Raw genomic sequence first — 26,034 nt, forward strand, 5'->3', positions numbered from 1 at the left:
AGGAGCTCAATATCGTCGATGTCAATAAGTGAGATGGCCGCGAGGTTACTACCAAGTCACATAGCCACGCGACCCCCGGTCAGCTCTGATTTCTCCACCGCACCGGGCTGCCGTTCACCGGTCCTTCGCAGTACGAGCACGAAGTTCCATGCCGCCACCTCCCGGACGCCGGGCACTCGGATCACCCACCGTGCCCACCACGGGTGGTAGCGCGGCAACGCGTCCAGCACGTCCACGTCACCGTTGCCCCGCGCCCAACGCAGCGTGTCCGAGATCGAGACCGGAAACAGCGTCTCCCGGTAGCGGTTCTTGGGCGGCCGTCCCATCCGCCGTTCGTAGCGACGGCGGGCCCGGTTGCCGCCGAGGTAGTGCCAGGGCGCGGTCTCGTGGCCGCCCCACGGCGACAACCACGGGGTGTACGACACGAAGATGAGCCCGCCGGGCCGGGTCACCCGCACCATCTCGTCGAGCATCCGGGGTGGCTCGGCGACGTGCTCGACGACGTTCGACGAGAACGCCACATCCACGCTGCCGCTTCGGATCGGCAGCGCCGTGCCGCTGCCCCGCAGCATTCCCGCCACCGATCCACCGGCTGCGGAAAAATCCCCGACGTCCGGGTCCAGCCCGAGGTAGCGGGCACCGGCAGCTCGGAAGGCGGCCGCGAAGTATCCCGGACCGCCGCCCACGTCGAGCAACGTCCGGCCGGCCAGCTCGGTGTAGCCGGACACCTGACGTACCGAGTCGGCGGCCAGCAGGCCGTAGAAGTGGTCGGGGTCGGTCTGCTCCACCAGGAACGCCCGGAACAGGGCCACCGATCGGCGCAGCGAGGCGAACCGGCGTCGCTGCGCCCGCCGCGTACGGTCGTCCGCTGCCGTCACCGCGCCACCGTCCCGTCCTCGTCCTCACCTCGACCGACAGCCGCCTCCGGCGGCCCACCGGACGTGCCCGGCGTCACATCATGCGGGATGGTCGGCCCGGGGCGTGCACCGGGGACCGGAACGACCGCGGCGACCACCGCACCGATCGCGACAAGCATCGCCGCCTGCACCCACGACCGGTACGCCCAGTCCTGTCCGTGGCCCTGCAACCGCCCGACCACCGCGGTCACGGTGGCCACGGTCAGCCCGCCGAGCACCACCACCGGCAGGGCGCGTACCGCCAACTGCCGCAGCAGCATCGCGGCCAGCACGATGGCCACCGGAAGCACCCCGCCCAACGCGGCGAGCAGCACCACCAGCAGCACCCCGATCGCCCAGGCGGGCGCCTCGGCCGCGATCGCGTCCGATGCGTCCCCGCCGGCCACCGTCCGGCGCCGCACCGGCCAGACGGCCAGCACCAGCACGCCGGCCACCGCCACCGCCCCGGCGGCCAGACCGCCCCGGTACGCCCGGTCGGGGGCGAAGACGAGCCTGACCTCGCCGCCCGCGCCGGCCGGCAACACCCACGCCTGCTGCCAACCGTCCACCCGGGAGCTGGTCAGCCGCTCACCGTCGAGAGTGGCCGTCCAGCCGGCGTTGGCGTTCTCCGGCACCACCAGCAGCGCCTGCTCACCGGCGGCGACCCGGACGGTACGGTCGGTCGCCGCCCAGTCGAGCACCGTCACCTCCCGATGCCGGGGCCCGGGGCGCGCGTCGGCCTCGGGCCCCAGCGTCGCGCCCTGAACGACGAAGCCCGCCGACGGCGACGTGGCCAGCCGCTGCCCGCCCGCCGGCAGATCCAGCACCGCGCCGTCCTCGCCGCAGATGTCGACCGGCACCGGCCGTCCGGCCAGCACGTCAGCCACGCTTGTGGAGATCGAGGTGTCGTACCGGAAACCGCCCAGCTCGACGACGGGTCCGTCACCGCAGCGCTCCACCACCCGGGTGCCGGTGCCGACCGGACGCAGCAGGCCCGCCAGCGCCGGAATCTCCACCTCCGCGATGCCCGCCGTGGCGGGCCAGCCGTTGCCCCGCAGATCTGCCAAACGCCGCTCGGTCTCCCGCACCACGATGTCGAGCCGATCGGTGCGTACCGCCGGGAAGGTGACCGTCCCGTCGGCCTCGACCGGCACCTGCACCTCGCGGCCGGGCGTGTGGATCTCCACCTGTCGGGGCAGCGATCCGATCGGCAACTCGCTTGCCCGCAGCCGCAACCGGTCGATGCGACGCTCGCCGGACCAGCTCAGCGTCAGGGTGGGACGCAGGTCCCCGGTGCCGGCCAGCCAGGCCGTCCCCGGGTCACCGTCGATCGCCGCGTACGCGGCCACCGCCGGGTCCCCGCTCAGCCGGGACGACGAAGCCGCCCGCACCTTCGTACCGGACAGCGTCAGCTCACCACCCGGGCGCGGCACCGCCGACAGCTCCAGCCGATACGTGCCGGCGGCCGGGTTGCGGAACACCCGGTCCAGGCCCAGCGGTTCCTCACCGACCCGGGCGAGGAAGCGGTCACAACGGATCACCGTGCCGTCCGGCCGGGTGGACGCCCCACCGGAGCCACCAGCGGGCACCGGGTCCGGGCCGGTCTGCTGCGCCGGATAGCACGCAGAGCGGTCCGCCGGCCCCCGGCTGAAAGCCCAACTGACCGGCGCCGACAGGTTGTCCGGCAGATCCGCCGGAGCCCGCAGCGCGCGGCGTGGTTCGGTGTCCGGGATGGACAGCTCCTCGATTCCGACGGCACCGTCGAGGCGGCCACCGGCCACCGACAGCACCGTCACCCGGATCCGGCTGGTGGGGCCGGGCAACGTGTAGTACGAGTGACCGCCCAGGGTGGGCGCCACCTCATGATCGACCGAACCTCGGTCCGTGGTGAGCCGGAACCGTTGCACCGGCCAGCCCACCGCGAGATCGCTGACGAACGCGAGTCGCACGCTGTCGACCTGGCGAGGGGTGTCCAGATCGACCTGGAGCCACTGCTCGACCGGCCCGACCAGCGGCGCGGAGTGCCAGGCCGTGCGACGCTCCCCGTCGACGGCGGCGAACGGCAGGTGCGAGGGGTCGGCCGGGCCGAGACTGTCCACGAAGCTCGCGGCCGAGGACGCCGTCACCTCACGGATGCCCTGGTAGGTCGCGGTCGTCTGGTGCTGCTCCCCGGCGAAGGGCAGCACATCGAGGGCGACGCGGCCCTGTCGTCCCGCCTCGTTCGCGGTCAACGTGTGGGAGAGGTTGTCCCGCACCCGGCCGATGTCGCGCTCCCGGCGACGCAGACCGTCCGTGACGATCCACTGGTCACCGACGGCGTCAGCCGGGGAGTCGTCCCGGTCCCCGGCGAGCACCACGGGCCGGTCCCGTTCCACCACCCCCTGCTCCAGCAGGGGCAGCAGCGACTCCGGACCACCGCTGACCGTCGGCACGTCGGCGGTCAGCACCGCCGAGGCGGCCGGGACCGGCCGCCGCACCTCGTACACCTCGATCGCCGGCGGGGAACCCGCGACGTCGTCCACCGGGCTGCCGAGGATCCGGGACAGCGCGTCGGTGGTGCCGAAGGTGGCCACCCGCGCGATGCCGGGCGAGTCGGCCAGTGCCCGGCGCAGCACCGCCACCGGCGGCGCGTCGACCTGGGTCCGGTCGATGTCGTTACGCAGCAACAGGTGCCGGAACCCGGAGCGGGCGAGCAGGTCGGCCAGGCCGGCCGAGCCCCGGCCGCTGGCCAGTACCTCCTCGACGGTGTCCATCATCCTGGTGTTGCCCGCCGAACCCAGCGGCACCTGGTGGCGGACCGCCCACGGCGCTCCGGCCAGCGCCTGCAACGGCTCGTCGACGGTACGTCCCCAGTCGTACTGCCCGAAGCCGGAGCCGGGCACCACCAGCGTGCGGGCGATCGCGTCACGGTCGGCCAGCCAGGTCGCCGCCGATCGCCAGTGCGGCGGCAGGTCGGACCAGCCGGGGCCGGGACGCAACAGACCCAGCCACGCCGGGGCGGCGGCACCCAGCACGAGCAGCAGCACCGGTACGAAGACCAGCGGACGCAGCCGGATCCCGGGCCTACGACGGGCCAGGGCGTGATGCATCCGGGTGGCCACCGCGTCGACGCCGTGCGCGAAACCGAGCATCAGTGGCAGCCGCAGCACCGGATCGAGCTTGTGCACGTTGCGGAACGGCGCCAACGGGCCGTCCAGCAGATCGCGGACCAGCCCGGAGACCGGGCTGTCCACCGCCCCGACGTAGCCGATGGTGAGCAGGGTCAGCCCGGTGAGGAACCCGGCCACCAGGAAACGCCGCTGCGGCAGCAGGTTGCCGGCCAGCCCGGCCAGTCCGATCATCGCCACCACCGCGGTGAGCGCCATAAGCACCGGATGGTCGATCAGCAGCCAGCCCGCCGGCCACCACGGCTCGCCCTGCACGATGTACGCGACCCACTGGTTGGTGCCACGTACCGCCTGGAACAGGGAGGCCACCGCAGTGGTCGTGGTGGACGACTCGATGTAGTCGAGGAAGGGGAGGCTGTACTGGCCGAGCAGGAGCAGCGGCACGATCCACCACAGGCAGACTCCCACGACACCGGCGCACCACCAGGCGACCAGCCGTACGTGCTGCGCGTCCCACCGTCGGGTGAGCAACCAGACGCCGGGCAGCAGCAGCGCCATCAGCACCACCGCCGCGTTGATCCCACCCATGCCGAGCACGGCCAGCGCGGAGAGCGCGGCGGCCCGGCGTGGAGAACCGATCCGGCGTACGGTCACCAGCGGCAGCAGCACCCAGGGCAGCATCGAGGCGGCCAGCGTCTCCGAGGAGAGCGCACCGACCTCGGTGAGGATGCGCGGGGCCAGCGCGTAGCCGAGTGCCGCCGCGTACCGCGTCGGTTCGGTGCCGATGTCCAGCGCCCGGGCCAGCCGCAGCAGCCCGTAGAAGGCGGCGGCCAGCAGCAGCGCCGTCCACAGCCGCTGCGTGATCCAGGGCGGTATCGCCAGCCACTGCCCGGCGGCGAAGAACGGCCCCATCGGGAACAGGTAGCCGTACGCCTGGTTCTGCAACTCCCCCGAGGTGGCTTCCGGGTTCCACAGGTGCAGCGCCCGAGCCATGAAATGGATCGGGTTCGCGGCCAGGTCGAGTTTCGTGTCGAAGGTGACCTGCCCGGGCCGCTGGCCGAAGGCGATCGCGGTGAGTAGCAGCAGCGACAGCACCGTGCCGGGCGAGCGGCGCAGCAGGGCCGGGATTCTGCTCATCGGCGGCACTCCGGCGGCAGGCAGCTCAGGTCGGCCAGCGCCGAGAAGAAGATGCCCCGCATTCCGCCCGGCTGCTCGGTGACGAAGACCCGCCCGCCGGTGACCTTCGTGATGGCCTTCAGCTCCTCCGGGTCGATGTCCGCGCCGAGACCGATGAAGATGATCGGCAGGGGGCGGCGTGGTTCCTGCAACCGCTTGAGTTCGGCCAGGAAGTCGGCGCGGCCGATGCTGTCGTCGTCCTCGTTGCGCCCGTCGGTCATCACGAGCACCAGGTTGATCCGGCCCGGCGTCCAGTTGCGGCGCGCGTCGCGGTACGCGGCCAGTGTGCTGTCGTACAGCCCGGTGCCGCCCTGCGGCTTGACCCGGATCTCAGCCAACGCCTCGGTCAACTGCTTGCGTTGGCCACCCAGCGGGCGCACCGGCAGAACCTCGCGGTAGTCCCGGTCGCCGTCGACCTTTGTGGAGAAGGCCCAGATGCCGAGTTCGCTGTTGTCCAGCAGCAGCGCCGCCCCTTCCCGAGCGGCCCGCACCGTGGCGTCGAGTCGGGTGCCACCGGCCGGTACCGGCGCGGCCATCGAACCGGAGATGTCCAGCAGGGTGAGAATTCGGGCGCTGCGCTGGACGCCGCTCCAACCGGTCAACACGTCGCTGACCGTCTCCTCGGCGGGCAGCGGCACCGGCCGGCGTTCCTCGGCCCGCAACCGGTCGTCCTCCGGCATGGCCGGCGGGAAACCGGCCGCGGTCCGGAAGCCGTGACCGGCGAAGACCTCGCGGGCCTCGCCGGTCAGCAGATTGTCGAGGAATGCGCCGGCTGCGTCGCGGGCCCGCCCCTGTGCGGCGGGCAGCACCACGTACGGCAGGTCCAGCCAGGGCACGTCGACCTCCGGGTACGCCGCCACCAGCTTGCCGCTGGCCGCCAGGGCGTTGTGTTCCAGCACCGCCTGTTCGCTGGCCGCGACGACGCTCACCCGGCCGGGCAGGTCCTGGTTCGGGGTCAACGAGCTGGTTTCCCCGGCCGGGCTGAAGGTCCGCTCGGCGAGCCGACGCATCGTGGCCGCCACGGTCGCGGCCGAGTCCCGGTTGTCGTCGGCCAGTGCCCGGGCGCCGAGCAGGGCACCGACCCCGGCCGGGTCGGCGGCCGGATCGGGCAGCCCGACCTGGACCGCTCTCGCCCGGGTACCCAGGAGCGACGCCCAGTTCAACGGCTTGTCCGGCCAACCGGATCGACGCGCGATCCGGTCGGTGACGGCCAGCACCACCGGGGTGCTCGCCACCGACGTGCCCTGTCCGGGCACCTCGAAAGCACCGGCGGCGCGGGCCCGACGCAGCCAGAACGTCGACTCCGGCAGCCACGCGTCGGCCACCTCGCCGTCGTCGGCGAGTTCCCGGACGACCGTCGCCGACGGCCGGGCCCGCACCTCGACGGAGACGCACGGTTGACTTCCGGCGTTGGCCCGGGCCACCCGGTCGAGAGCCGGAGCGATCACCGGGGCGGCCACCACTCGGAGACTGACCTGTTCGACGCAGGTCGGGGTGCCCCGATCGGCCCGGATGTACGACACCGCCGCCCAGCCGGCAAGCAGCAGCACCAAGGCGGCGCTGAGCAGCACCACCGGTGAACGGCGGGACAGGACGCGCGCCGGCGCGGGACGGTCGGCAACCACCGCCGCCTCACCTCCTCGTCACGCCTGCGGACGATGTCCCACCGCAGGTCACAACACCTGCCGCGACGACATCGGGCATCGCACGCGGTTGCGCTGCACACCCTGCCAAGGTTTCGGCCCGTCGGCAAACCCCTCGTCCACGACCCGTTACCGGATCGTCGCCGCCAGATCTGCCCATTGCGCAGCCGGGCCGGGCCGCCCTAGGGTGGCGCGATCGTGCTCACTTACTCACCAGTAGGAGCAGCGTGGACAACACCGACACCCCCTCCCGCCACGTCCTGTTCCTCAACTGGCGAGACACCACCAACCCCGAGGGCGGCGGCTCGGAGGTCTACATCGAACGGATCGCCGCCGAGCTGGTCACCTTCGGTCACCAGGTGACTCTGCTCTGTGCCGCCCACGACAACGCCGGGCCGGCCGGGACCACCGAATCCGGCGTACGCGTGCTGCGTCGCGGCTCGCGGATGACCGTGTACCTCCGGGCGGCGCTGGTCTGCCTCGCCGGCCGGCTCGGCCTGGGTCCGCTGAGCCGGCGAGGTCTCGGCCGACCGGACCTGATCGTCGACGTCTGCAACGGCGTGCCGTTCTTCGCCCCGCTCTACGCCGGGCGGCCGGTCATCGCGCTGGTCCACCACGTACACCGGGAGCAGTGGCCGGTGGTGTTCGGGCCGTGGATGTGCCGGCTCGGCTGGTGGATCGAATCGTGGCTCGCGGTACGGCTCTACCGACGGTGCCGTTACGTCACGGTCTCCGAGGCGACCCGCGTCGAGCTGGCGACCCTCGGCGTCGACGCCGAACGCATCGACGTGGTGCCCAACGGGACCCCTCCGGTGACCGGCCCGTCCCTGCCCCGCACCCACAACCCGTCGCTGCTGGTGCTCGGCCGCCTCGTACCGCACAAGCGGGTCGAGATCGCCCTGCGTGCCGTCGCCGAGCTGGCCGCGGAGCTGCCGGAGTTGGAGCTGGTGGTGGCCGGGCAGGGGTGGTGGGAGGAGCCGCTGCGCGAGCGGTGCGCCGCCCTCGGGATCAGCGACCGGGTGCGGTTCACCGGCTTCGTCAGCGAGGAGGAGAAGCACGCCCTGCTCAGCTCCGCCTGGCTCGCACTCACCCCGTCACTCAAGGAGGGCTGGGGTCTGACCATCGTGGAGGCCGCCGCCCGCAGCACCCCGACCGTGGCCTTCAGGTACGCGGGCGGGGTCGCCGAGGCGATGGTCGACATGGAGACCGGCCTGCTTGTCGACGACGAACAGGAGTTCACGGCGGCCGTTCGGGAACTGCTCGCCGACGATGTCCGGCGCAAGGCGATGGGCGAGGCGGCGCTGAGCCATGCCGCCCGTTTCACCTGGACGGCGACCGGTGCACAGTTCGCACAGCTGGTCACGGCGGCCACTCCTCGCACCGGCTGACCAGCCGATCGAGCCGGCCGATCAGTCCCGCTGATCCGGCCGGCTCGATCGATTGCGCTCAGGCCATCGATCCTGGGCACGACGAAAGGCGCCCGCGTGCTGCGGGCGCCTTTCCGCCGTTCGAGGTCAGCGCGTGCCGTACAGCGGGGCCTCGGTCTGCTCACTCACCTTGGAGTTGGCAGCCTCCTTGGCGGACGGGCTGAGCACGTTCGCCAGACCGACGCTGCCGAGCATGCCGAGCACGACCCCGAGTACCCCGACGGCGACGAACGCGGGCAGGTTCCTCATCCACCTTCTCCTTCCGCGGGACTCGCGTGCCGGGACGCTACCACGCGGTAGCACCATCGCGCAGTGCCCGAAAAAACGAGTACCAGCACCACCGTTCCGGCCAACAGGTGCGCCAGGCCCACAAGGCCGGGGCGGCTCCTCGGTGTGGCCGGACGCCACGCCGGATTCTCGTACAACGTCAGGTCATCACCCGCGTACGCCGGCCGCAGTCCGGCCAACGTCGCCGAATCCGGGGGCGGGCCGGCGGCGCGCTGCACCAGCACCCAGCGCGGACCCGCCGCCGCCACCGGCTCACCGGCGGCGAGCAGCTCACGCAGCCGGGCGGCGCGAGGGTCCTCCCCGGCGACCGCGGTGCCGTCCACGCGCAGCGTGTCGTCGATCAGGACCGGCACGCCGAGGTAACGAGGCGCCGGATCGATCACCACCCGGCCACCGTTCCAGGTGTAGCTCTGATACTCCTGGAACGGCAGCGACACCACCTCGCCCGGCTGCTCGTCGACGAGCCGCGCCACCGTGTCCCAGTCCGCCGGCCACGCCACCGGCCGCAGCCGTCCCGCGCCGCCGACGGCGAGGTCCGGCAGCACCGCCAACGGCAGCAACGCCGCGCCGACCAGCAGCACCCGCCCGGTGGCCAGGTCGAACCGGTCCGCGAGACGCCCGGCCAGTCGCTCCGCGCCGAGCGCCCCGGCGACCGCCAGCAGCAGCACGTACGGCACCAGCAGTTTCTGCCCGTCACGGAGCAACCCGGCACCGGGCACGGCGGTGACCAGCCAGCCCAGCAGACCTGCACCGCCGGGCAGCACCCCGAGCGCGGCGGCCAGCCACGAGGCGACCGCCAGCAACCCGAGCCGACCGACGACCGGCCGCGGCCAGCTACGCCACAGCACCGGCACGCCGTACCCGGCGACCGCCAGCACCAGCAGCGTCGCCAGCGGGATCAGCCATCCGCTACGGGAAGCCGGGGTGGCCTGCCCGTTCCAGATGCCGCCGGTGCCGGCCAGTGCCACCAGCGGCCCCGCCCAGTTCTCCGAGCGGGCGGCGAAGACCGCCACTCCGGCCGGGTCGGACCGGCCGGTACCCGAGCTGACGAACCCGGCCACCAGCCACGGCGCGTTCAACAGCAGCGTCGTACCCACCCCGGTCAGCGCCCTCCGGGCCGTCCCTTGGTACCGCCCGACCAGCAGCACGGTGACCACGACCAGGGCGAGCAGCCCACCGGTCGGGGTGATCGCGGACGCCGCCGCAGCCAGCAACAGTCGACGCAGGGCACCCCGATCGCCGGACCGCACCCCGATCGCGGCCCGCACCAGCCAGGGCAACGCGGCATACGCGACCAGCAGCCCCCACTGCCCGATCAGCAACCGCTCGGCCAGGTACGGCGTCCACGCGTACCCGAGGGCGGCCACCACCCGCACCCCGAGCCGCTGCGTCGGCACCAGCCGCGCGGCACCCAGGGCGGCCAGGTAGAGAATCGCCACCAGCACCAGTCGTTGCAGCAGCCACCCCGGGAACAGTTGGGAAGCCAGCGCCACCACGGCGTCCTGCGGGACGGCCCGGGGCAGGGCCGTGGCCGGGGCGACCACCTCCCAGCTCAACGCCGGCCGGGGCACGAAGACCATGTCGTAGCGCAGCACGTACCCGGGCAGGGCCAGCGGCGCGAGCACCACCGTCGCCACGGCGGCGGCCACCGCGTGTGGCACCAGCCGTTCCCGCATCCGTCGACCTCACCACTGCCGGTGCGCGGCGATCGGCCGCGCTGGTGGCGGCCACTGTACGCGGCCGTCAACGGCCCGATGACCATCGAACCATCCGTTGACCTGATGCAAGGCGCGATGGTCGGTGTGGCAGTGTTCCCGCCATGGCAGCGCACCCCTCTCCGCCTCCCCTTGCGGTCGACCGGACCGACAATCCGGACGCGCCACGTCCGGACCGGGTTGGTGAGGGTTCGTCGATGACCGCGGACGGCGCCTCCGGGTCCTCCGGCACCGGCGGTTGGCTGGCCACGGACCGGATCCGGACAGCGGCGCTCGCCATCGTCGCCATCAGCGTGCTGTGGCGTGCCCAGCTGGCCTCGCGCGGCTTCCTGGCGGCCGACGACTACGTGATGATCACGCAGGCGGCGGAGTCCGAGCTGACCATCGAGCACCTGCTCACCCTCTACAACAACCACCTCATGCCCGCCGGCCGGCTGATCACCTGGCTGATCACCGAACACCTCGGAATGGTGTACTGGCCGTACGTGCTGCTGATGGCGCTCGGCCAGGCGATCCTCGGCATGGCGTTCTTTCGGCTGCTGCGTCGGCTACTGCGACCGTCCTGGCTGCTGCTCCTGCCGCTCGGCGCGCTGATGTTCAGCCCGCTGACCCTGGAGGCCACGTCGTGGTGGGCCGTCGGGGTCAACATGCTGCCGATGCAGATCGCCATGGTGCTCGCAATGAGCGCGCAGGTCGGTTACGTGCAGACCGGGCGCAAGCGGCACCTGGTGACGCTGACCCTGTCCGTGCTGCTCGGCCTCCTCTTCTTCGAGAAGGCGATCCTGGCCGTCGCGCTGGTCTTCCTGCTCACCGCCGCCCTCTACGCCGACGGTGGCCTGTTCCGCACCATCTGGACCACCATCCGCCGCTGGTGGCCGTCCTGGCTGCTGCTGACCGCGTTGTCGCTCGGCTTCCTCGCCGCGTACCTGAGCAACTCGGAGTCCTCGCTGCGGCGGCCGACGTCGGTCGGCGAGGTGTTCACCTTCCTCACCCAGATGCTCGGGTCCACCGTGGTACCGGGCCTGGTCGGCGGGCCGTGGCAGTGGCTCGGCGCAGGGGACGGCGCTCCGGTCGCGGCACCGCCGGAACTCGGCATCTGGGTGGCCTGGACCATCTTCGTGGCCCTTGTCGTGGCGACCGTACGCCGTCGCCGCCGCGCCGGCCGCGCCTGGCTGCTGCTCGGGTCGTACCTGGTGCTGGTGGCGGGCATGCTGGCCGCGACCCGGCTCGGTTCGACCTTCAGTGGGGTCGCTGGCGGCGTTCCCCGCTACGTCAGTGACGTCGTCGTGGTGGCCGCCATCTGTCTCGGCATCGCCGTGGTGGGGCTGGCCCGGCCGAGCCGCGTCTCCGGCGCGACCGAACCGCCCGCCGTCGACCCGTCTCAAGCGGCGCCCATGGCCCTTCCGGAACCGAGAGACGGCCGCACCCCGGACAGCGGCCTCCCGCGGACCGTGGCCGCGCCGAGCGCCGCAGCACCGCCGGAGGACCCGACCACACCGCCGGCCGGCCCGACCGCGCCGGTGCTGGCCGAGTCGATCCGGACCGGACGGCCCGCGCGGGTGGTGGCCCGGCTCGGCGTCATCCACGCCGAAGCCCCCGTCGACCCCGAGCCGGACCCGGCACCGGCGACCGCGCCGGACGGGACCCCGCCGACGGCATCGGTCGCCGACGGCGTGCCGGATGCCGAGGCCGGCGCCGTCCATGCCCCTGATCCGGTCGTCGATCCGCACCCCACCAGCCCTCCTGATCCCGCTGAAGCCTCGACCTCCGCCCCACCGCCACGCGACGCCGACGATCGACCGACCGGACCGGACCGACGGCCGCCGGCCGCCACCTCGTCCGACCAACTCGAACCTCCCCCTCCCGGGCTGCTCGGCCCGCTGCCCGAGCGCTACCGGGAAGCAGTGAACGTCATGCTTGCCCTGCTGCTCGTCGCCGTCTGCCTGGGGACGGTGTGGACCACGTCCCGGTACAGCGACGAGTGGGCAGTCAAGTCGAGCCGGTCGTACATCGACACTGTTCGGATCGAGATGGCCAGCGCGCCACCCGACACGGTGTTCTTCGACGCTCCGGTTCCGGACAACGTCGTACCGACCCTGTCCTGGCCGTACAACCTGCAGTCCCGCTTCTTCCGCGCCTTCGGCACCCGTCCCACGTACGTGGACGAGGCCGACCATGTCTCGGTGTTGGACTCCCTCGGCCGGATCCAGGTGGCCACGATCGTCGGCAGCACCATCCAGCCGGGACCGCAGGAAGGCTGCGGCTACCTGATCGCCAGCGGGCAGACGGTACGGATGCCGCTCAACGAGCCCCGGGACGACTGGCACTGGGTGGCCCGCATCGGTTACCTCAGCTCGGCGGACGGCACGGCCACCCTGCGGTTCGGCACCGGCACCGCCGAGTTCCCCGTCAGAAAGGGCCTCAACCAGCGCTTCTTCCGCATCGTCGGCGGCGGAGACGCGGTAGAACTGACGGTGGCCGGTAGCGACGTGTCGTTCTGCACCAACGAGATCGCGATCGGCAACCCGGCGCCCAAGCCCGAGTAGGCCCGAGCCGGTCGGCGGCGGGGCGAGCCGCGTCCCGCCGCCCGCCCGGTCACCCGGGCCCGAACAGCGCGGTCACTCGGGCCGGAACAGCACCGAGTTGACGTACCGGGGATGGGGCCACACGACCCGACGCGCGAAGCCCTGACCCACCCGGGCGATCGCCGCTCGCTGATGCCCACCGAGGTCGAAGTCGGCCAACGGCACCCACGTCCGATCCGGCAGCACATACCCGCGATAGCCCCAGCCGGTCAGCAGATCCAGCAGCGGCTCCACCGGCTGGATCCGCTCCTCGACCTCGATCAGCAGCACCGGCCGGTCCCGGCGGACGGTCCGCTCCGCACCGCGCAGGGCTGGCAGTTCGTGCCCCTCGATGTCGAGCTTGATGAAGCGCACGTCGGCCAGGTCGAGCGAGTCCAGCGTGATCCGGCGGACGGGCACCCCCGGGCCCTGCGCCGCGTCCTCCAGAGACGAGGTGCCGACGATCGCCCCACCCTCCGGCAGGTAGAGGGTCGCCGTGCCCTCGTGGTCGGAGACGGCCGCCTCGACCACCTCGACGGCCGGGAAGGCCACTCGGAGCTGCCCGGCGAGCGCCGTGGTCGGCTCCACCGCAACCACCCGGTCGGCCCGTCGGAGCAGTCGGGCCGTCCACGGCCCGTACCAGGCACCGACGTCGACAGCGGTGCCGCCGGCCGGGACGAAATCAGCGAGCCGGGCGAGTTCCGGCTCCACCCGTGGGTAGGCGCGGCGGATCGCTCCCGCCAGCAGTCGGGCAGGTAGCAGCGCCGCCAGTCCGGAGGTCGCGGCGGGGGCCAGCTTCGTCGACGCCATGGGGCAGCACACTAGACGTTTCCGGGCCCGCTGGGCAGGGGCCACCGGTGCAGGGCTGTCGGGATGTTCCAGCTGCCGGTACCGTCTTCCGGTCGGGCCGCCGTCCCGACCCCGGACAACCGCCCGGAAACGCCGGGTCGTCCGCGCGGACGACCGACACGACGCGGAGTGGCATGGCCCAGACCACGAGCAGGGACGTCGCACGGTTGCGACTCGGCGCCGCCGGTGCCGCGGTCACCGTCGCCACCGTGGTCACCAACGCGCTGGCGTACGTCGTCCCGATGCTCGGTGCTCGGCGGCTCACCGCCGCCGATCTGGGCGCGCTGGCGACGGTGCTCGCGCTGGCCGCGATCGCGGCGGTGCCCGGCTTCGGTCTACAGATCGCACTGGCCGCTCACCGGGCCCGTAGCGGCACCGGTGACACCGCCCGCCTCGGTTTGCGGACCGCAGCCCTCACGGCTGGGGTGACAGTCGCCGCGGCACCGGTGCTGACCATCGCGCTGCGGCTGCCGCTGGCACTGACACTGCTGCTCGCGACCACCACGTTCGCCACCGTGCTCAGCGGCCGGTGGCTCGGAGAACTCCAGGGACAGCAGCGTTTCCTACGGCTCGCCGCGGCGATGGTCGCGGTGGCTGTCGGCCGCTACGGGGGACTGGTCGCCGGGCTGCTGCTCGGCCGGGGACCGGAAATGTGCCTGCTCCTGACCACCCTGACCGGCCTGCTCACGCTGCCGCTTCTTAATCGTCTCGCCGGCCCCCCGCGACCAGCCGACCCGGCGACGTCCGGCCCCCCTGCCGTCGAGGTGGCCGGGGCGCCCATTGCCCCGAGCACCGCGACGCCGAGACTGGGGGCAAGCCAGGTGATGACGGCGTGCGGAGCGACGCTGGCGATGCTCACCATCTCGTACGCGGACCTGATCCTGGCCCGCCAACTCCTACCGGCAGCCGCCTCCGGTGCGTACGCCGTCGGCGCGGTCCTCACCAAGGGCGCCCTCTGGGCGCCGCAGGTCGTCACGCTGCTGGTGCTGCCCCGGTTGGCCCAGGGCGATCGGCGGGCCCGGCTGGTGGCACTGGCGCTGATCCTGGCGTGTGGGGCGTCCCTGGTGGTGAGTTCGGCGGTCGCCGGCTCGCTGGCCTTCCGGCTCGTCGGCGGTGCCGATTACCTGCATCTGGCCGGGACGGCGCCGATGTTCGCGGCCGTCGGGGCGCTCTACGCGGTGGTGTTCATGCTGGTGAACGATCGGGTGGCGACCGCCGCCCGATGGCCCGCCGCGCCGCTGTGGCTGGCGACGGCCGGGTTGACGGCGGCAGCCGCCTTGATCGCGCCACGCACCGTGACGGGAGTGCTCACCTGCTCGCTGGTCGTCGCCGCCCTGGCTGCCGCGGTGATGGTCTGGCTGGTGTTCGGACGCGGTCGGCACTGACACGCGAGACATCCAACCGTCACCATGAGTGATAATTCGGCACACACACCACGCCTAACGGGCGTGACTGGGGATCCGTACCGACTCGGGCTCCCCGACGCTGGTTTGGTTGGCTACCGTGGTTCTCTTCCGGAGAAGGAACCCCGGCTCCGCATGCGGTATGTCGCTAAGAGGTAGTTGTGACGCTGTACGGCGAAGAACGTCCCCCGCCGGCCGACGACCGGCCCACGGTGCAGGTGGCTGCGGTCAGTTGGCCGATCGAGGAGCCGGCGCGGCCGGCACCCGTCCCGCCCGGCGGTGACCGCTCCCGGTCCCGCCGGTTCCGGCTGCTCCTCGCCTCCGGCGTGGCCACCGCCGTGCTCGCTTCGGTGGGCGCGGTGGCCGTCTGGGCGTACGCGGGCGACGTGCCGCGCGGCACCAGTGTGCTCGGCACCGAACTCGGTGGGCGCAGCCGGACGGAGGCCGCGCGGGAGCTGCGGGCGCAACTGGACCGTCGGGCCGCCGAACTTCAGGCCCCCATTCAGGTACGGGTCGGCGAGCGGACAGCCGAGATCAACCCCGCCGAGGTGGGGCTCACCGTCGACGTGGACGCCACCGTGGCCGCCGCCGCCGCAACGAACGCCCACGCGGTCGACCGCCTGGTCGGGTCGCGCGAGGTCGAGCCGGTCGTCTCGGTCGACGTGCCGAAGCTGGAGACCGCCCTGACGAAGCTCGTCGGCGACCAGGGCCGAAAAATGACCATGCCGGCGATCACCTTCTCCGGCACCAAGCCGAAGGTGCGCTACCCGAAGCCCAGCCTCACCATCGACCCGGCGCACTCCGCCGAGGCCGTCAAGCAAGGCTGGTTGGGTGGGCAACCGGTGACTGTTCCGCTGGTCGAGAACCACCCGGCCACAACGGCCGACGAGGTGGACCGGTTGGTCGCCGAGCTGGCCGAGCCGGCGGTGGCGGCACCGGTCAAGCTGAACACCGAGCGTGGTTCGGTCACAATTCCACCGGAGGCCATCGCGAAGGGCCTCCGTTTCAAGGCCGACAAGTCCGGCAAGCTCACGCCCAGCGTGGACGTCAAGAAGCTGAAGGCCGCGCTCGGGGGCAAGCTCGACACCGTCGAGGTGGCCCCGAGGGACGCGACGATGACCATCTCCGGCGGGAAACCGAAGGTGAGCGACGGACGACCAGGCAAGCAGGTCGACACCAGCGGCCTCGGCGCCGACCTGCTCGCCGTCCTTCCTCGCGACGAGGACCGTACGGTCTCCGCCAAGCTGAAGCCGGTCGAGCCGAAGCTCACCGCCGCAAAGCTGCGCAGCCTGGGGATCAAGCAGAAGGTCTCGTCGTTCACCACCAATTTCACCGGCGGGCTCTCCTCGCCGCGCAGCCAGAACATCGTGACGATCGCCAACGACGTGAAGGGCACCGTGGTCCTGCCCGGCGAGACGTTCTCGCTGAACGGTCACACCGGCGAACGCGGCTACGCCCAGGGCTACCGTGACGCGCCGGTGATCCTCGACGGCAAGCTGGTGCCGGGCGTCGGCGGCGGCACCTCGCAGTTCACCACGACCCTCTTCAACGCCTCCTACTACGCCGGCCTGGAGGACGTCGAGCACAAACCGCACTCGTACTACTTCAGCCGGTACCCGGCGGTCATCGAGTCGACCATCTTCTGGCCCAACCTCGACTTCAAGTTCCGCAACAACACCGAATACGGCGTGCTGATCGACACCTCCTACACCGGCAGCTCGGTGACGGTGTCGATGTGGAGCACGAAGATCTGGGACAGCGTGAAGACCGAGTACGGCCCGCGGCGGAACATAACCTCGCCGAAGACCGTCTACCTCGAACCGGGCCCGAGCTGCATCCCCGCCAACGGCAGCCAGGGCTTCACCCAGGACGCGTTCCGGGTCATCAAGAAGGACGGCAAGGTCGTCAAGCGGGAGAAGTTCAGCTGGACCTACAGTGCGGAACCCCGCTTCATCTGCGCCAGGAAGCCCGCCTGACGCCCGCGCTCCCCGAGCTTCGCCACGGCCCCGCCGGCCTTCCGCCGGCGGGGCTGTTCCCTGTCGAGGCTCTACCGTCGAGCTTCGCCGCTACGCCTGGACGGCTTCTCGACGGCGCCGCTTAGCGAGTCGTCGGGGGACGGCTTCGGAACCATGCGTTCCTCCTGCACCCGGATCTCCAGGCGGGATCGATGGGCAGCCGGATGCCAGATCTCCTCGAACGGTCCCATAATCGCGCCGCCGATGCCGCGCCGACGAACACGGCCTCCCAGCCAGGCGAGCACGCCCAGGATCGCGGCCAGACAGGCGACGACCACCAGGAACATCAGCACACCGGCCACGAAGCAAGCCTAGGGCAGGTCGGGCGTTCCTCGTACTGGCGCAGGGCAATGCTCCCGAAACGCGTTCAGGGCCACCCATGGGTGGCCCTGAACGGGAAGTGTGTCCGGCGGTGTCCTACTCTCCCACACCCTCCCGGGTGCAGTACCATCGGCGCTGGAGGGCTTAGCTTCCGGGTTCGGAATGAGACCGGGCGTTTCCCCTCCGCCATGACCGCCGTAACCTTATCAACATGTCAAACAACACCAACACCAACAGTGTTTTCCTTGTTGGAGTGTTGTTTGTTTGTTGTGAGTTACACAGTGGACGCGTAGCAACTTTGATAGTCAAGTCCTCGGCCTATTAGTACCGGTCAACTGAACCCGTTACCGGGCTTACATTTCCGGCCTATCAACCCAGTCGTCTAGCTGGGGGCCTTACCCCACCAAAGGTGGATGGGATACCTCATCTTGAAGCAGGCTTCCCGCTTAGATGCTTTCAGCGGTTATCCCTTCCGAACGTAGCTAACCAGCCGTGCCCCTGGCGGGACAACTGGCACACCAGAGGTTCGTCCGTCCCGGTCCTCTCGTACTAGGGACAGCCCTTCTCAAGTATCCTACGCGCACGGCGGATAGGGACCGAACTGTCTCACGACGTTCTAAACCCAGCTCGCGTACCGCTTTAATGGGCGAACAGCCCAACCCTTGGGACCTGCTACAGCCCCAGGATGCGACGAGCCGACATCGAGGTGCCAAACCATCCCGTCGATATGGACTCTTGGGGAAGATCAGCCTGTTATCCCCGGGGTACCTTTTATCCGTTGAGCGACACCGCTTCCACACGCAAGTGCCGGATCACTAGTCCCGACTTTCGTCCCTGCTCGACCCGTCAGTCTCACAGTCAAGCTCCCTTGTGCACTTGCACTCAACACCTGATTGCCAACCAGGCTGAGGGAACCTTTGGGCGCCTCCGTTACCCTTTAGGAGGCAACCGCCCCAGTTAAACTACCCACCAGACACTGTCCCTGAACCGGATAACGGTCCGAAGTTAGATACCCGAATCAACCAGAGTGGTATTTCAAGATTGCCTCCACCCATACTGGCGTATGAGCTTCACCGGCTCCCACCTATCCTACACAAGCCGACTCAAATACCAATGTCAAGCTATAGTAAAGGTCCCGGGGTCTTTCCGTCCTGCCGCGCGTAACGAGCATCTTTACTCGTACTGCAATTTCGCCGGGCCTGTGGTTGAGACAGTGGGGAAGTCGTTACGCCATTCGTGCAGGTCGGAACTTACCCGACAAGGAATTTCGCTACCTTAGGATGGTTATAGTTACCACCGCCGTTTACTGGCGCTTAAGTTCTCCGCTTCGCCCCAAAAGAGCTAACAGGTCCCCTTAACGTTCCAGCACCGGGCAGGCGTCAGTCCATATACATCGAATTACTTCTTCGCATGGACCTGTGTTTTTAGTAAACAGTCGCTTCCCCCTGCTCTCTGCGGCCATACAACGCTCCACCCGCGCGGGGCTTCACGTCTCCGGCCCCCCTTCTCCCTAAGTTACGGGGGCAATTTGCCGAGTTCCTTAACCACAGTTCGCCCGATCGCCTCGGTATTCTCTACCTGACCACCTGTGTCGGTTTGGGGTACGGGCCGCTCGAAACTCGCTAGAGGCTTTTCTCGGCAGCATAGGATCACTGACTTCACCTGAATCGGCTCGGCATCACGTCTCAGCCCTGTGCACCACGGATTTGCCTATGGCACGGCCTACACGCTTACCCCGGCACAACCACCGGCCGGGCTCAGCTACCTTCCTGCGTCACCCCATCGCTTGACTACTACCCGCCAGGTTCCCACGCTCACCAACCTCGACCCGAAGGTCTCGGCTAGCTCGGATGGTTAGCACAACGAGGTTCATCAGGGACGCTCCTTCGCGGGTACGGGAATATCAACCCGTTGTCCATCGACTACGCCTCTCGGCCTCGCCTTAGGTCCCGACTCACCCAGGGCGGATTAACCTGGCCCTGGAACCCTTGGTCATCCGGCGGAAGGGTTTCTCACCCTTCTTTCGCTACTCATGCCTGCATTCTCACTCGTGCCGCGTCCACAACTAGGTCACCCCGCTGCTTCACCCCCGGCACGACGCTCCCCTACCCACCCACACACCTGCACGAAACCCCAAAGGACCTCGCGAAGTCATTGTGTGAATGCCACAGCTTCGGCGGTGTGCTTGAGCCCCGCTACATTGTCGGCGCGGAACCACTTGACCAGTGAGCTATTACGCACTCTTTAAAGGGTGGCTGCTTCTAAGCCAACCTCCTGGTTGTCTATGCGACCCCACATCCTTTTCCACTTAGCACACGCTTAGGGGCCTTAGCTGGTGATCTGGGCTGTTTCCCTCTCGACTACGAAGCTTATCCCCCGCAGTCTCACTGCCGCGCTCTCACTTACCGGCATTCGGAGTTTGGCTGATTTCGGTAAGCTTGTAGGCCCCCTAGACCATCCAGTGCTCTACCTCCGGCAAGAAACACACGACGCTGCACCTAAATGCATTTCGGGGAGAACCAGCTATCACGGAGTTTGATTGGCCTTTCACCCCTAACCACAGGTCATCCCCCAACTTTTCAACGTTGGTGGGTTCGGCCCTCCACACGGTCTTACCCGCGCTTCAGCCTGCCCATGGCTAGATCACTCCGCTTCGGGTCTAGAACATGCGACTCAAACGCCCTCTTCAGACTCGCTTTCGCTACGGCTCCCCCACACGGGTTAACCTCGCCACATGCCACTAACTCGCAGGCTCATTCTTCAAAAGGCACGCCGTCACCCCGCAAGGCTCCGACGGATTGTAGGCGAACGGTTTCAGGTACTATTTCACTCCCCTCCCGGGGTACTTTTCACCATTCCCTCACGGTACTCGTCCGCTATCGGTCACCAGGAAGTATTTAGGCTTACCAGGTGGTCCTGGCAGATTCACGGCAGATTTCAGGAGTCCGCCGCTACTCGGGAACACCCACAGAAGACCAGCTGCTTTCACCTACCGGACTATCACCGTCTACGGTCAGCCTTTCCAGACCATTCAGCTAACAACTGGCTTTATCACTCCTCACACGAGTGTCAGCTCGTGTAGCAGGGTCCCACAACCCCGACCACGCAACCCCTGACAGGTATCACACGCAACCGGTTTAGCCTCAATCCGCTTTCGCTCGCCACTACTCACGGAATCACTATTGTTTTCTCTTCCTACGGGTACTGAGATGTTTCACTTCCCCGCGTTCCCTCCACACACCCTATGAGTTCAGGTGCAGGTGACACCACATGACTGATGCCGGGTTACCCCATTCGGACACCCTGGGATCACAGCTCGGTTGACAGCTCCCCCAGGCCTATCGCGGCCTCCCACGTCCTTCATCGGCTCCTGGTGCCAAGGCATCCACCGTTCGCCCTTGACAACTTGACCACAAAGATGCTCGCGTCCACTGTGCAATTCTCAACAAACAACCAACCCACAACCCACCGTCTCCCACCAGCCCGGCAACCACCGGCGGTATGAGAAACCAAGCCATGCCTGGCGCCTCGACAAGCTCCCGCTCGCCTCAAGGCTCTGAAACAACAACCACACAGGTTGTTCCTTCAGGACCCAACAGGGTGCTTTACATCCCTCCCCAGCCGCACCACAGCAACCGTTCCCACCAACCCGAAAGCCGGCTGTACTAAGCGCCCTGACCGTTGCCGAGGAAAAACTCACCAGTGTCTCCGCCAATCGAGCACCCCGACCCGACATCCGCAGGCCGCGGGCTCCATACCACCTTTCGGTGGATGGTGCTCCTTAGAAAGGAGGTGATCCAGCCGCACCTTCCGGTACGGCTACCTTGTTACGACTTCGTCCCAATCGCCAGCCCCACCTTCGACGGCTCCCTCCACAAGGGTTGGGCCACCGGCTTCGGGTGTTGCCGACTTTCGTGACGTGACGGGCGGTGTGTACAAGGCCCGGGAACGTATTCACCGCAGCGTTGCTGATCTGCGATTACTAGCGACTCCGACTTCACGGGGTCGAGTTGCAGACCCCGATCCGAACTGAGACCGGCTTTTTGGGATTCGCTCCACCTCACGGTATCGCAGCCCATTGTACCGGCCATTGTAGCATGCGTGAAGCCCTGGACATAAGGGGCATGATGACTTGACGTCATCCCCACCTTCCTCCGAGTTGACCCCGGCAGTCTCCCATGAGTCCCCAACCGAATTGCTGGCAACATGGGACGAGGGTTGCGCTCGTTGCGGGACTTAACCCAACATCTCACGACACGAGCTGACGACAGCCATGCACCACCTGTCACCGGCCCCGAAGGACCCCACATCTCTGCGAGATTTCCGGCGATGTCAAACCCAGGTAAGGTTCTTCGCGTTGCATCGAATTAATCCGCATGCTCCGCCGCTTGTGCGGGCCCCCGTCAATTCCTTTGAGTTTTAGCCTTGCGGCCGTACTCCCCAGGCGGGGCGCTTAATGCGTTAGCTGCGGCACAGAGAACCGGAGAGGCCCCCCACACCTAGCGCCCAACGTTTACAGCGTGGACTACCAGGGTATCTAATCCTGTTCGCTCCCCACGCTTTCGCTCCTCAGCGTCAGTATCGGCCCAGAGACCCGCCTTCGCCACCGGTGTTCCTCCTGATATCTGCGCATTTCACCGCTACACCAGGAATTCCAGTCTCCCCTACCGAACTCTAGCCTGCCCGTATCGACTGCAGGCCCGCAGTTGAGCCACGGGTTTTCACAGTCGACGCGACAAGCCGCCTACGAGCTCTTTACGCCCAATAAATCCGGACAACGCTCGCGCCCTACGTCTTACCGCGGCTGCTGGCACGTAGTTGGCCGGCGCTTCTTCTGCAGGTACCGTCACTCACGCTTCGTCCCTGCTGAAAGAGGTTTACAACCCGAAGGCCGTCATCCCTCACGCGGCGTCGCTGCATCAGGCTTCCGCCCATTGTGCAATATTCCCCACTGCTGCCTCCCGTAGGAGTCTGGGCCGTGTCTCAGTCCCAGTGTGGCCGGTCGCCCTCTCAGGCCGGCTACCCGTCGTCGCCTTGGTAGGCCATCACCCCACCAACAAGCTGATAGGCCGCGAGCCCATCCCAAGCCGAAAAACTTTCCACCCACAAACATGCGCCCGCAAGTGAATATCCGGTATTAGCCCCGGTTTCCCGGGGTTATCCCAAAGCCTAGGGCAGGTTGCTCACGTGTTACTCACCCGTTCGCCGCTCGAGTACCCCGAAGGGCCTTTCCGCTCGACTTGCATGTGTTAAGCACGCCGCCAGCGTTCGTCCTGAGCCAGGATCAAACTCTCCAACAAAAACCTGTCGAAAAATCCATCCCAGCAACAAAAAATGTTGCCAAAGGAATCCAAACCAACCAGAAAAACCTGGCCAGCCCGGGAAAAAACAAACTTGGCACTGGCTTATCAAGCACCCTGTTGAGTTCTCAAAGAACAACCACACACCATCAAACAACCCCACAAAAGGGGCCACCATCCGGGGCACCACACCCGCCACAACCGCGCCGGGCACTTTTACTACGTTACCTCACCGTCTGCGGCGAGTCAAACCAGGTTGTCCCGGTCCGTCACGCTTCAGGTGGTTCGGCATCCACGATCGAGCGCAGCGGTCACCCGCTTGACTCGATCGTCGGATTTGGCAGGCCGGCCGCTGCGGTTGCCCGCACGCTCGCCCGGTTCCCTGCCGGTCGTAAACCTTACCCGGTCGGTTCCGCCCCACCAAATCCGCCCCTAGGCGGCCAGGTCGAGCCCCACCCGGCCGAGTCCACAGCGGACAGTGTCCTCGTGAACCCGGTGCCGTCCGGAATCAGACCCTCAGGGCTTTCACCCTGTTTGCCCGTTCCGCGTTGGCAGAGAGAAAGTTACGCGCCCGGCGGATTGATCGTCAAATCGGCGTGGAGCGGTCCCCGTCACACTCGTCCATGCCGCTACCCCAGTGCGTCCATCCCAACCGCCGCGCACACCAACAGGGACAGCTGCGCGACGTCGCGGACGGCGCCTCAAGGCGTACCGCGTCGAGCCGCCCGCCACCCGCGAAGGCCCAGCAGGCCCACAGCCGTGCCGATAGCCAACGACGCCGCGATGAGCAGTGCGTGCACCCACAGGAAGGCGGTCGCCGGCCAAGACCCGACGACTCCGCTCGCCCACGACCTCGGATCGTTCCAAATGGCCAGCGCAAACCTCGGCCAGATCACCCAGGTCCATATCCCCACTCCGGTGAGGAACACTGCCCAGCCACGTGACAGCACCATGGTCGGCGAGTATGCCAGCGGACGGACCGGGACGTCGGCGGAAGCGTCCGATCGGTACGGTGGATCGCATGACCCCCCTGCCGAGCCGCACCAACGCGGAGGCGCACCTCTACATGGATCTACAACCGTGCAGCTGCGGGGAGACACGCTTTTCTCGCCAGAGCGCGGTGGTAGCACTCGACGACGGTGACCTGGCCAGCCGCTACACGGGCGCCTGCGTCGGCTGCGGCCAGGAACGGGAATTCCTCTTCCGGCTACCGCCGACGGCATCGTCAGCCGGCGGCGGTTTCCGTTACGGCGGGGACGAACCCTCCCAGTTGCTCGACCCGGGGGAATGGCTGCTGGTCTCCGACGCGTACGCCGGTCAGGTGCCGGCCGACCCAGGGGGCGGCGAGGCCGGTCAGCGAGCGCGTGCCGCGCTGACCCGGGCCGTGGCCGCCCTTGACGAGGTCGGCAAGTTCATCCCACCGGACGGGGCGGTAGTCCCGGCGGACGCCTTTACCACCGATCGCGGCCGGCAGCTGCACCAGCGCGAGCCGGGCCGGTTCCGGCGCGACCGCCTCACCGCCGTCCGCGACGCGTACGCGGGCATGCTTTCCCGGCTCGGCTGAGGCACCTGATTCGCCGGCTACCTCGGCCCATCCTCTTAGTTGCGAGGATCGGTGAAGGTTCCCGGCGGCATCAGCTCTGCCGGCGGCAGATCTGCGTACTCCGTCGGTGTCAGTCGACCGATCAGCTCCCATATCGACCCTGCCACCGCAGTCAGGCTGCGTTCCCTCCCCCCCGAGGCGGTTGGCCCGGCAGGGCCGACCAAGTCCAACTCGTGCACGAAGTAGACCGCCTCATCGCCCGGCCTGCCGGCTGAGATCACGAGCAGCCCGCCGGACGGATTCGCGATCACCAACCAGTCCGGCGACAACCAGGGATCCCGGTGCACACGTTGGCCGTGTACCAGGTCGATCGGCGGGCACTCGGGGTGGACCCCGAACAGCGGGCGCTCCGGCAACAGGGTGAACGGCAAGCCTGGGATGTGATGTTCCGTCTCAGGCTGTGCCCCATTGGTCCGGCCGAGCCAGCCGCGATAGCTCGTCGGCAGCCGGACACCAAGAGCTGCCTCCAACGCCTGGAGTTGAGACTCCTCCACTTGGCCGTACGGCAATAGCCGGGCCGGCTTCCAGAGCCGGCCCGTGGGCGGATCCGGTACCTCATGCTCGTCAACCCTACGAACGGTCACCTTCCACTCGTCCGCACTGACCATGTCCAGATCCGCGAAGCGCCAGGTCTCCTCAGCCACCGGAAAGGTCCCGCCAAGGGTGACCTCGTGGGCGAAGTCATCTCCGCTCGTAACGGGCATGACGATGATTTCGGCCCGCACCGGCGACCCCACGTCGACCCAGCCAACCGCGAACCTGGCCAGGCCGACGCTCGTTGTCGTATTGTTCCCGACCGTGGCCAGATGAGTGAACGAGCGCATCAGCTTCTCTCCCGGTTCCTAACAACGAACGGCCGACCGCACCTTGCTCAGAGCTGCCCGTTCTCGTAGTTGGCGGGGTCCGTGAACGTTCCGGGTGGGTGGATCTCTGCGGGTGGAAGATGGTCCAGCTCCATCGGGGTCAACCGCCCGATAAACTCGTACATCGACCAGGCCACCGCCCTCAGTTTCCGTTCCCGCGCAGCCGCAGCGGCTTGGTCGGGTGGGCCGACCAGGTCGAGCTCACTCACAAAATAGACGCTCTCGTTACCCAACTCCGCCGAGACAACCAGCAGCCCACTGGCCGTACTCGCGATTACCAGCCAGGCTCGCGACAGCCAGGGGTCGCGGTGTCGGCGTTGGGCGTGCACCAGATCGAAAGGGGGATATTCGGGGTGGACGCCGAAGATCGGACCCGTCGGAAACAGGACGATCGGCATGCCTGGGATATGGTGCGTCACCTCGGGTTGCGCGCCATTGGTCCGACTAAGCCAAAGGCGGTAGCCCCGCGGCAGCTGCGCCCCGAGCGCCGCCTCCAAGGACTGGAGATGGGTCTCGTCGAGCTGACCGTAGGGGCGCAGCCGTGCCCGCTTCCACAGCCGCCCGGTCGGCGGCTCCATCACCTCGTTCTCGTCCACCCGACGGACGGTGACCTTCCAGTCGTCCGCACTGGACATGTCCAGGTCCGCGAAGCGCCAGGTCTCCCCGCCTACTGGAAAGGTCTCACCGAGCGTGACCTCGTGAGCGAAACTCTCGTCGCGCTGGAACGGCATAACGATGATCTCGGCACGCACCGGTGGCCCGACATCGACCCAGCGCACCCCGAACCGGGCCGGCCCCACCGGCGTCGTCGTGTTGTTCCGGACGGCGGCCACATGAGTAAACGAGCGCACCAACTCTCTCTCC

Annotated in this window: 14 protein-coding genes and 3 rRNA genes; 5 read left to right on the plus strand and 12 right to left on the minus strand. The window is 68.5% G+C overall.

The window, feature by feature from the left end:
- Positions 1-56: 56 nt before the first annotated feature.
- From O7601_RS05325 to O7601_RS05335, 3 genes are read right to left on the minus strand one after another with little or no spacing between them, the layout of a single operon-like run.
- Positions 57-878 carry a class I SAM-dependent methyltransferase gene (locus O7601_RS05325; protein WP_281565126.1) on the minus strand — a complete coding sequence of 274 codons (822 nt, stop codon included), beginning with the start codon at positions 876-878 and terminating at the stop codon, positions 57-59.
- On the minus strand, positions 875-5,140 hold the full coding sequence (locus O7601_RS05330; RefSeq protein WP_281565127.1) for an alpha-(1->3)-arabinofuranosyltransferase: 4,266 nt from the start codon (positions 5,138-5,140) through the stop codon (positions 875-877). The genes O7601_RS05325 and O7601_RS05330 overlap by 4 nt, the downstream gene beginning before the upstream one ends.
- The gene (locus tag O7601_RS05335; protein WP_281565128.1) at positions 5,137-6,804 is read right to left on the minus strand and encodes a substrate-binding domain-containing protein; all 1,668 of its coding nucleotides are present in this window, start codon (positions 6,802-6,804) and stop codon (positions 5,137-5,139) included. Before O7601_RS05335 ends, O7601_RS05330 begins: the two co-directional genes overlap by 4 nt.
- Before the next feature lie 245 nt (positions 6,805-7,049).
- Between O7601_RS05335 and O7601_RS05340 the strand changes: the two genes are divergently transcribed.
- Complete coding sequence (locus O7601_RS05340; protein ID WP_281565129.1) at positions 7,050-8,210, plus strand: glycosyltransferase family 4 protein; 1,161 nt, start codon at positions 7,050-7,052, stop codon at positions 8,208-8,210.
- A 126-nt stretch (positions 8,211-8,336) separates the two neighbouring features.
- Here O7601_RS05340 and O7601_RS05345 read toward each other — a convergent pair whose 3' ends face one another.
- Entirely contained in the window at positions 8,337-8,498 is a 162-nt protein-coding gene (locus tag O7601_RS05345; protein WP_013736401.1) for a hypothetical protein, read from the minus strand.
- Positions 8,495-10,213, minus strand: coding sequence for a hypothetical protein (locus O7601_RS05350; RefSeq protein WP_281565130.1), 1,719 nt, complete (start codon positions 10,211-10,213; stop codon positions 8,495-8,497). The genes O7601_RS05345 and O7601_RS05350 overlap by 4 nt, the downstream gene beginning before the upstream one ends.
- 236 nt (positions 10,214-10,449) lie before the next feature.
- Between O7601_RS05350 and O7601_RS05355 the strand changes: the two genes are divergently transcribed.
- Positions 10,450-12,798, plus strand: coding sequence for a hypothetical protein (locus tag O7601_RS05355; protein WP_281565131.1), 2,349 nt, complete (start codon positions 10,450-10,452; stop codon positions 12,796-12,798).
- A gap of 72 nt (positions 12,799-12,870) precedes the next feature.
- Here the strand turns inward: O7601_RS05355 and O7601_RS05360 are convergent, their stop codons facing one another.
- A complete protein-coding gene (locus O7601_RS05360) occupies positions 12,871-13,626 on the minus strand; it encodes an FkbM family methyltransferase (protein ID WP_281565132.1) in 756 nt (251 codons plus the stop codon).
- A gap of 173 nt (positions 13,627-13,799) precedes the next feature.
- Between O7601_RS05360 and O7601_RS05365 the strand changes: the two genes are divergently transcribed.
- Both O7601_RS05365 and O7601_RS05370 read left to right on the plus strand, forming a co-directional pair.
- Positions 13,800-15,050, plus strand: a complete 1,251-nt coding sequence (locus O7601_RS05365) for a polysaccharide biosynthesis protein (RefSeq protein WP_281565133.1) — start codon at positions 13,800-13,802, stop codon at positions 15,048-15,050.
- Positions 15,051-15,229: 179 nt separating this feature from the next.
- Positions 15,230-17,044, plus strand: a complete 1,815-nt coding sequence (locus O7601_RS05370) for a VanW family protein (RefSeq protein WP_281565134.1) — start codon at positions 15,230-15,232, stop codon at positions 17,042-17,044.
- 71 nt (positions 17,045-17,115) lie between these two features.
- Here O7601_RS05370 and O7601_RS05375 read toward each other — a convergent pair whose 3' ends face one another.
- The 4 genes from O7601_RS05375 to O7601_RS05390 form a co-directional block, all read right to left on the minus strand.
- Complete coding sequence (locus O7601_RS05375) at positions 17,116-17,385, minus strand: hypothetical protein (RefSeq protein ID WP_281565135.1); 270 nt, start codon at positions 17,383-17,385, stop codon at positions 17,116-17,118.
- A 102-nt stretch (positions 17,386-17,487) separates the two neighbouring features.
- Positions 17,488-17,604: ribosomal RNA gene (gene rrf / locus O7601_RS05380) — 5S ribosomal RNA — on the minus strand.
- 101 nt (positions 17,605-17,705) lie between these two features.
- A 23S ribosomal RNA gene (locus O7601_RS05385) occupies positions 17,706-20,816 on the minus strand.
- Between the two features lie 373 nt (positions 20,817-21,189).
- A 16S ribosomal RNA gene (locus tag O7601_RS05390) occupies positions 21,190-22,704 on the minus strand.
- The 16S, 23S and 5S rRNA genes sit together here, the layout of an rRNA operon.
- Before the next feature lie 1,021 nt (positions 22,705-23,725).
- Between O7601_RS05390 and O7601_RS05395 the strand changes: the two genes are divergently transcribed.
- On the plus strand, positions 23,726-24,268 hold the full coding sequence (locus tag O7601_RS05395) for a hypothetical protein (protein WP_281565136.1): 543 nt from the start codon (positions 23,726-23,728) through the stop codon (positions 24,266-24,268).
- Positions 24,269-24,303: 35 nt separating this feature from the next.
- Here O7601_RS05395 and O7601_RS05400 read toward each other — a convergent pair whose 3' ends face one another.
- Both O7601_RS05400 and O7601_RS05405 read right to left on the minus strand, forming a co-directional pair.
- Positions 24,304-25,131 (minus strand): DUF6406 domain-containing protein, encoded by an 828-nt coding sequence (locus O7601_RS05400; RefSeq protein WP_281565137.1) that lies wholly within the window; start codon positions 25,129-25,131, stop codon positions 24,304-24,306.
- A gap of 47 nt (positions 25,132-25,178) precedes the next feature.
- Positions 25,179-26,021, minus strand: a complete 843-nt coding sequence (locus O7601_RS05405; protein WP_281565138.1) for a DUF6406 domain-containing protein — start codon at positions 26,019-26,021, stop codon at positions 25,179-25,181.
- Positions 26,022-26,034: the final 13 nt, after the last annotated feature.

This window comes from Verrucosispora sp. WMMD573 (genome assembly GCF_027497175.1).
Classification (GTDB): Bacteria; Actinomycetota; Actinomycetes; order Mycobacteriales; family Micromonosporaceae; genus Micromonospora.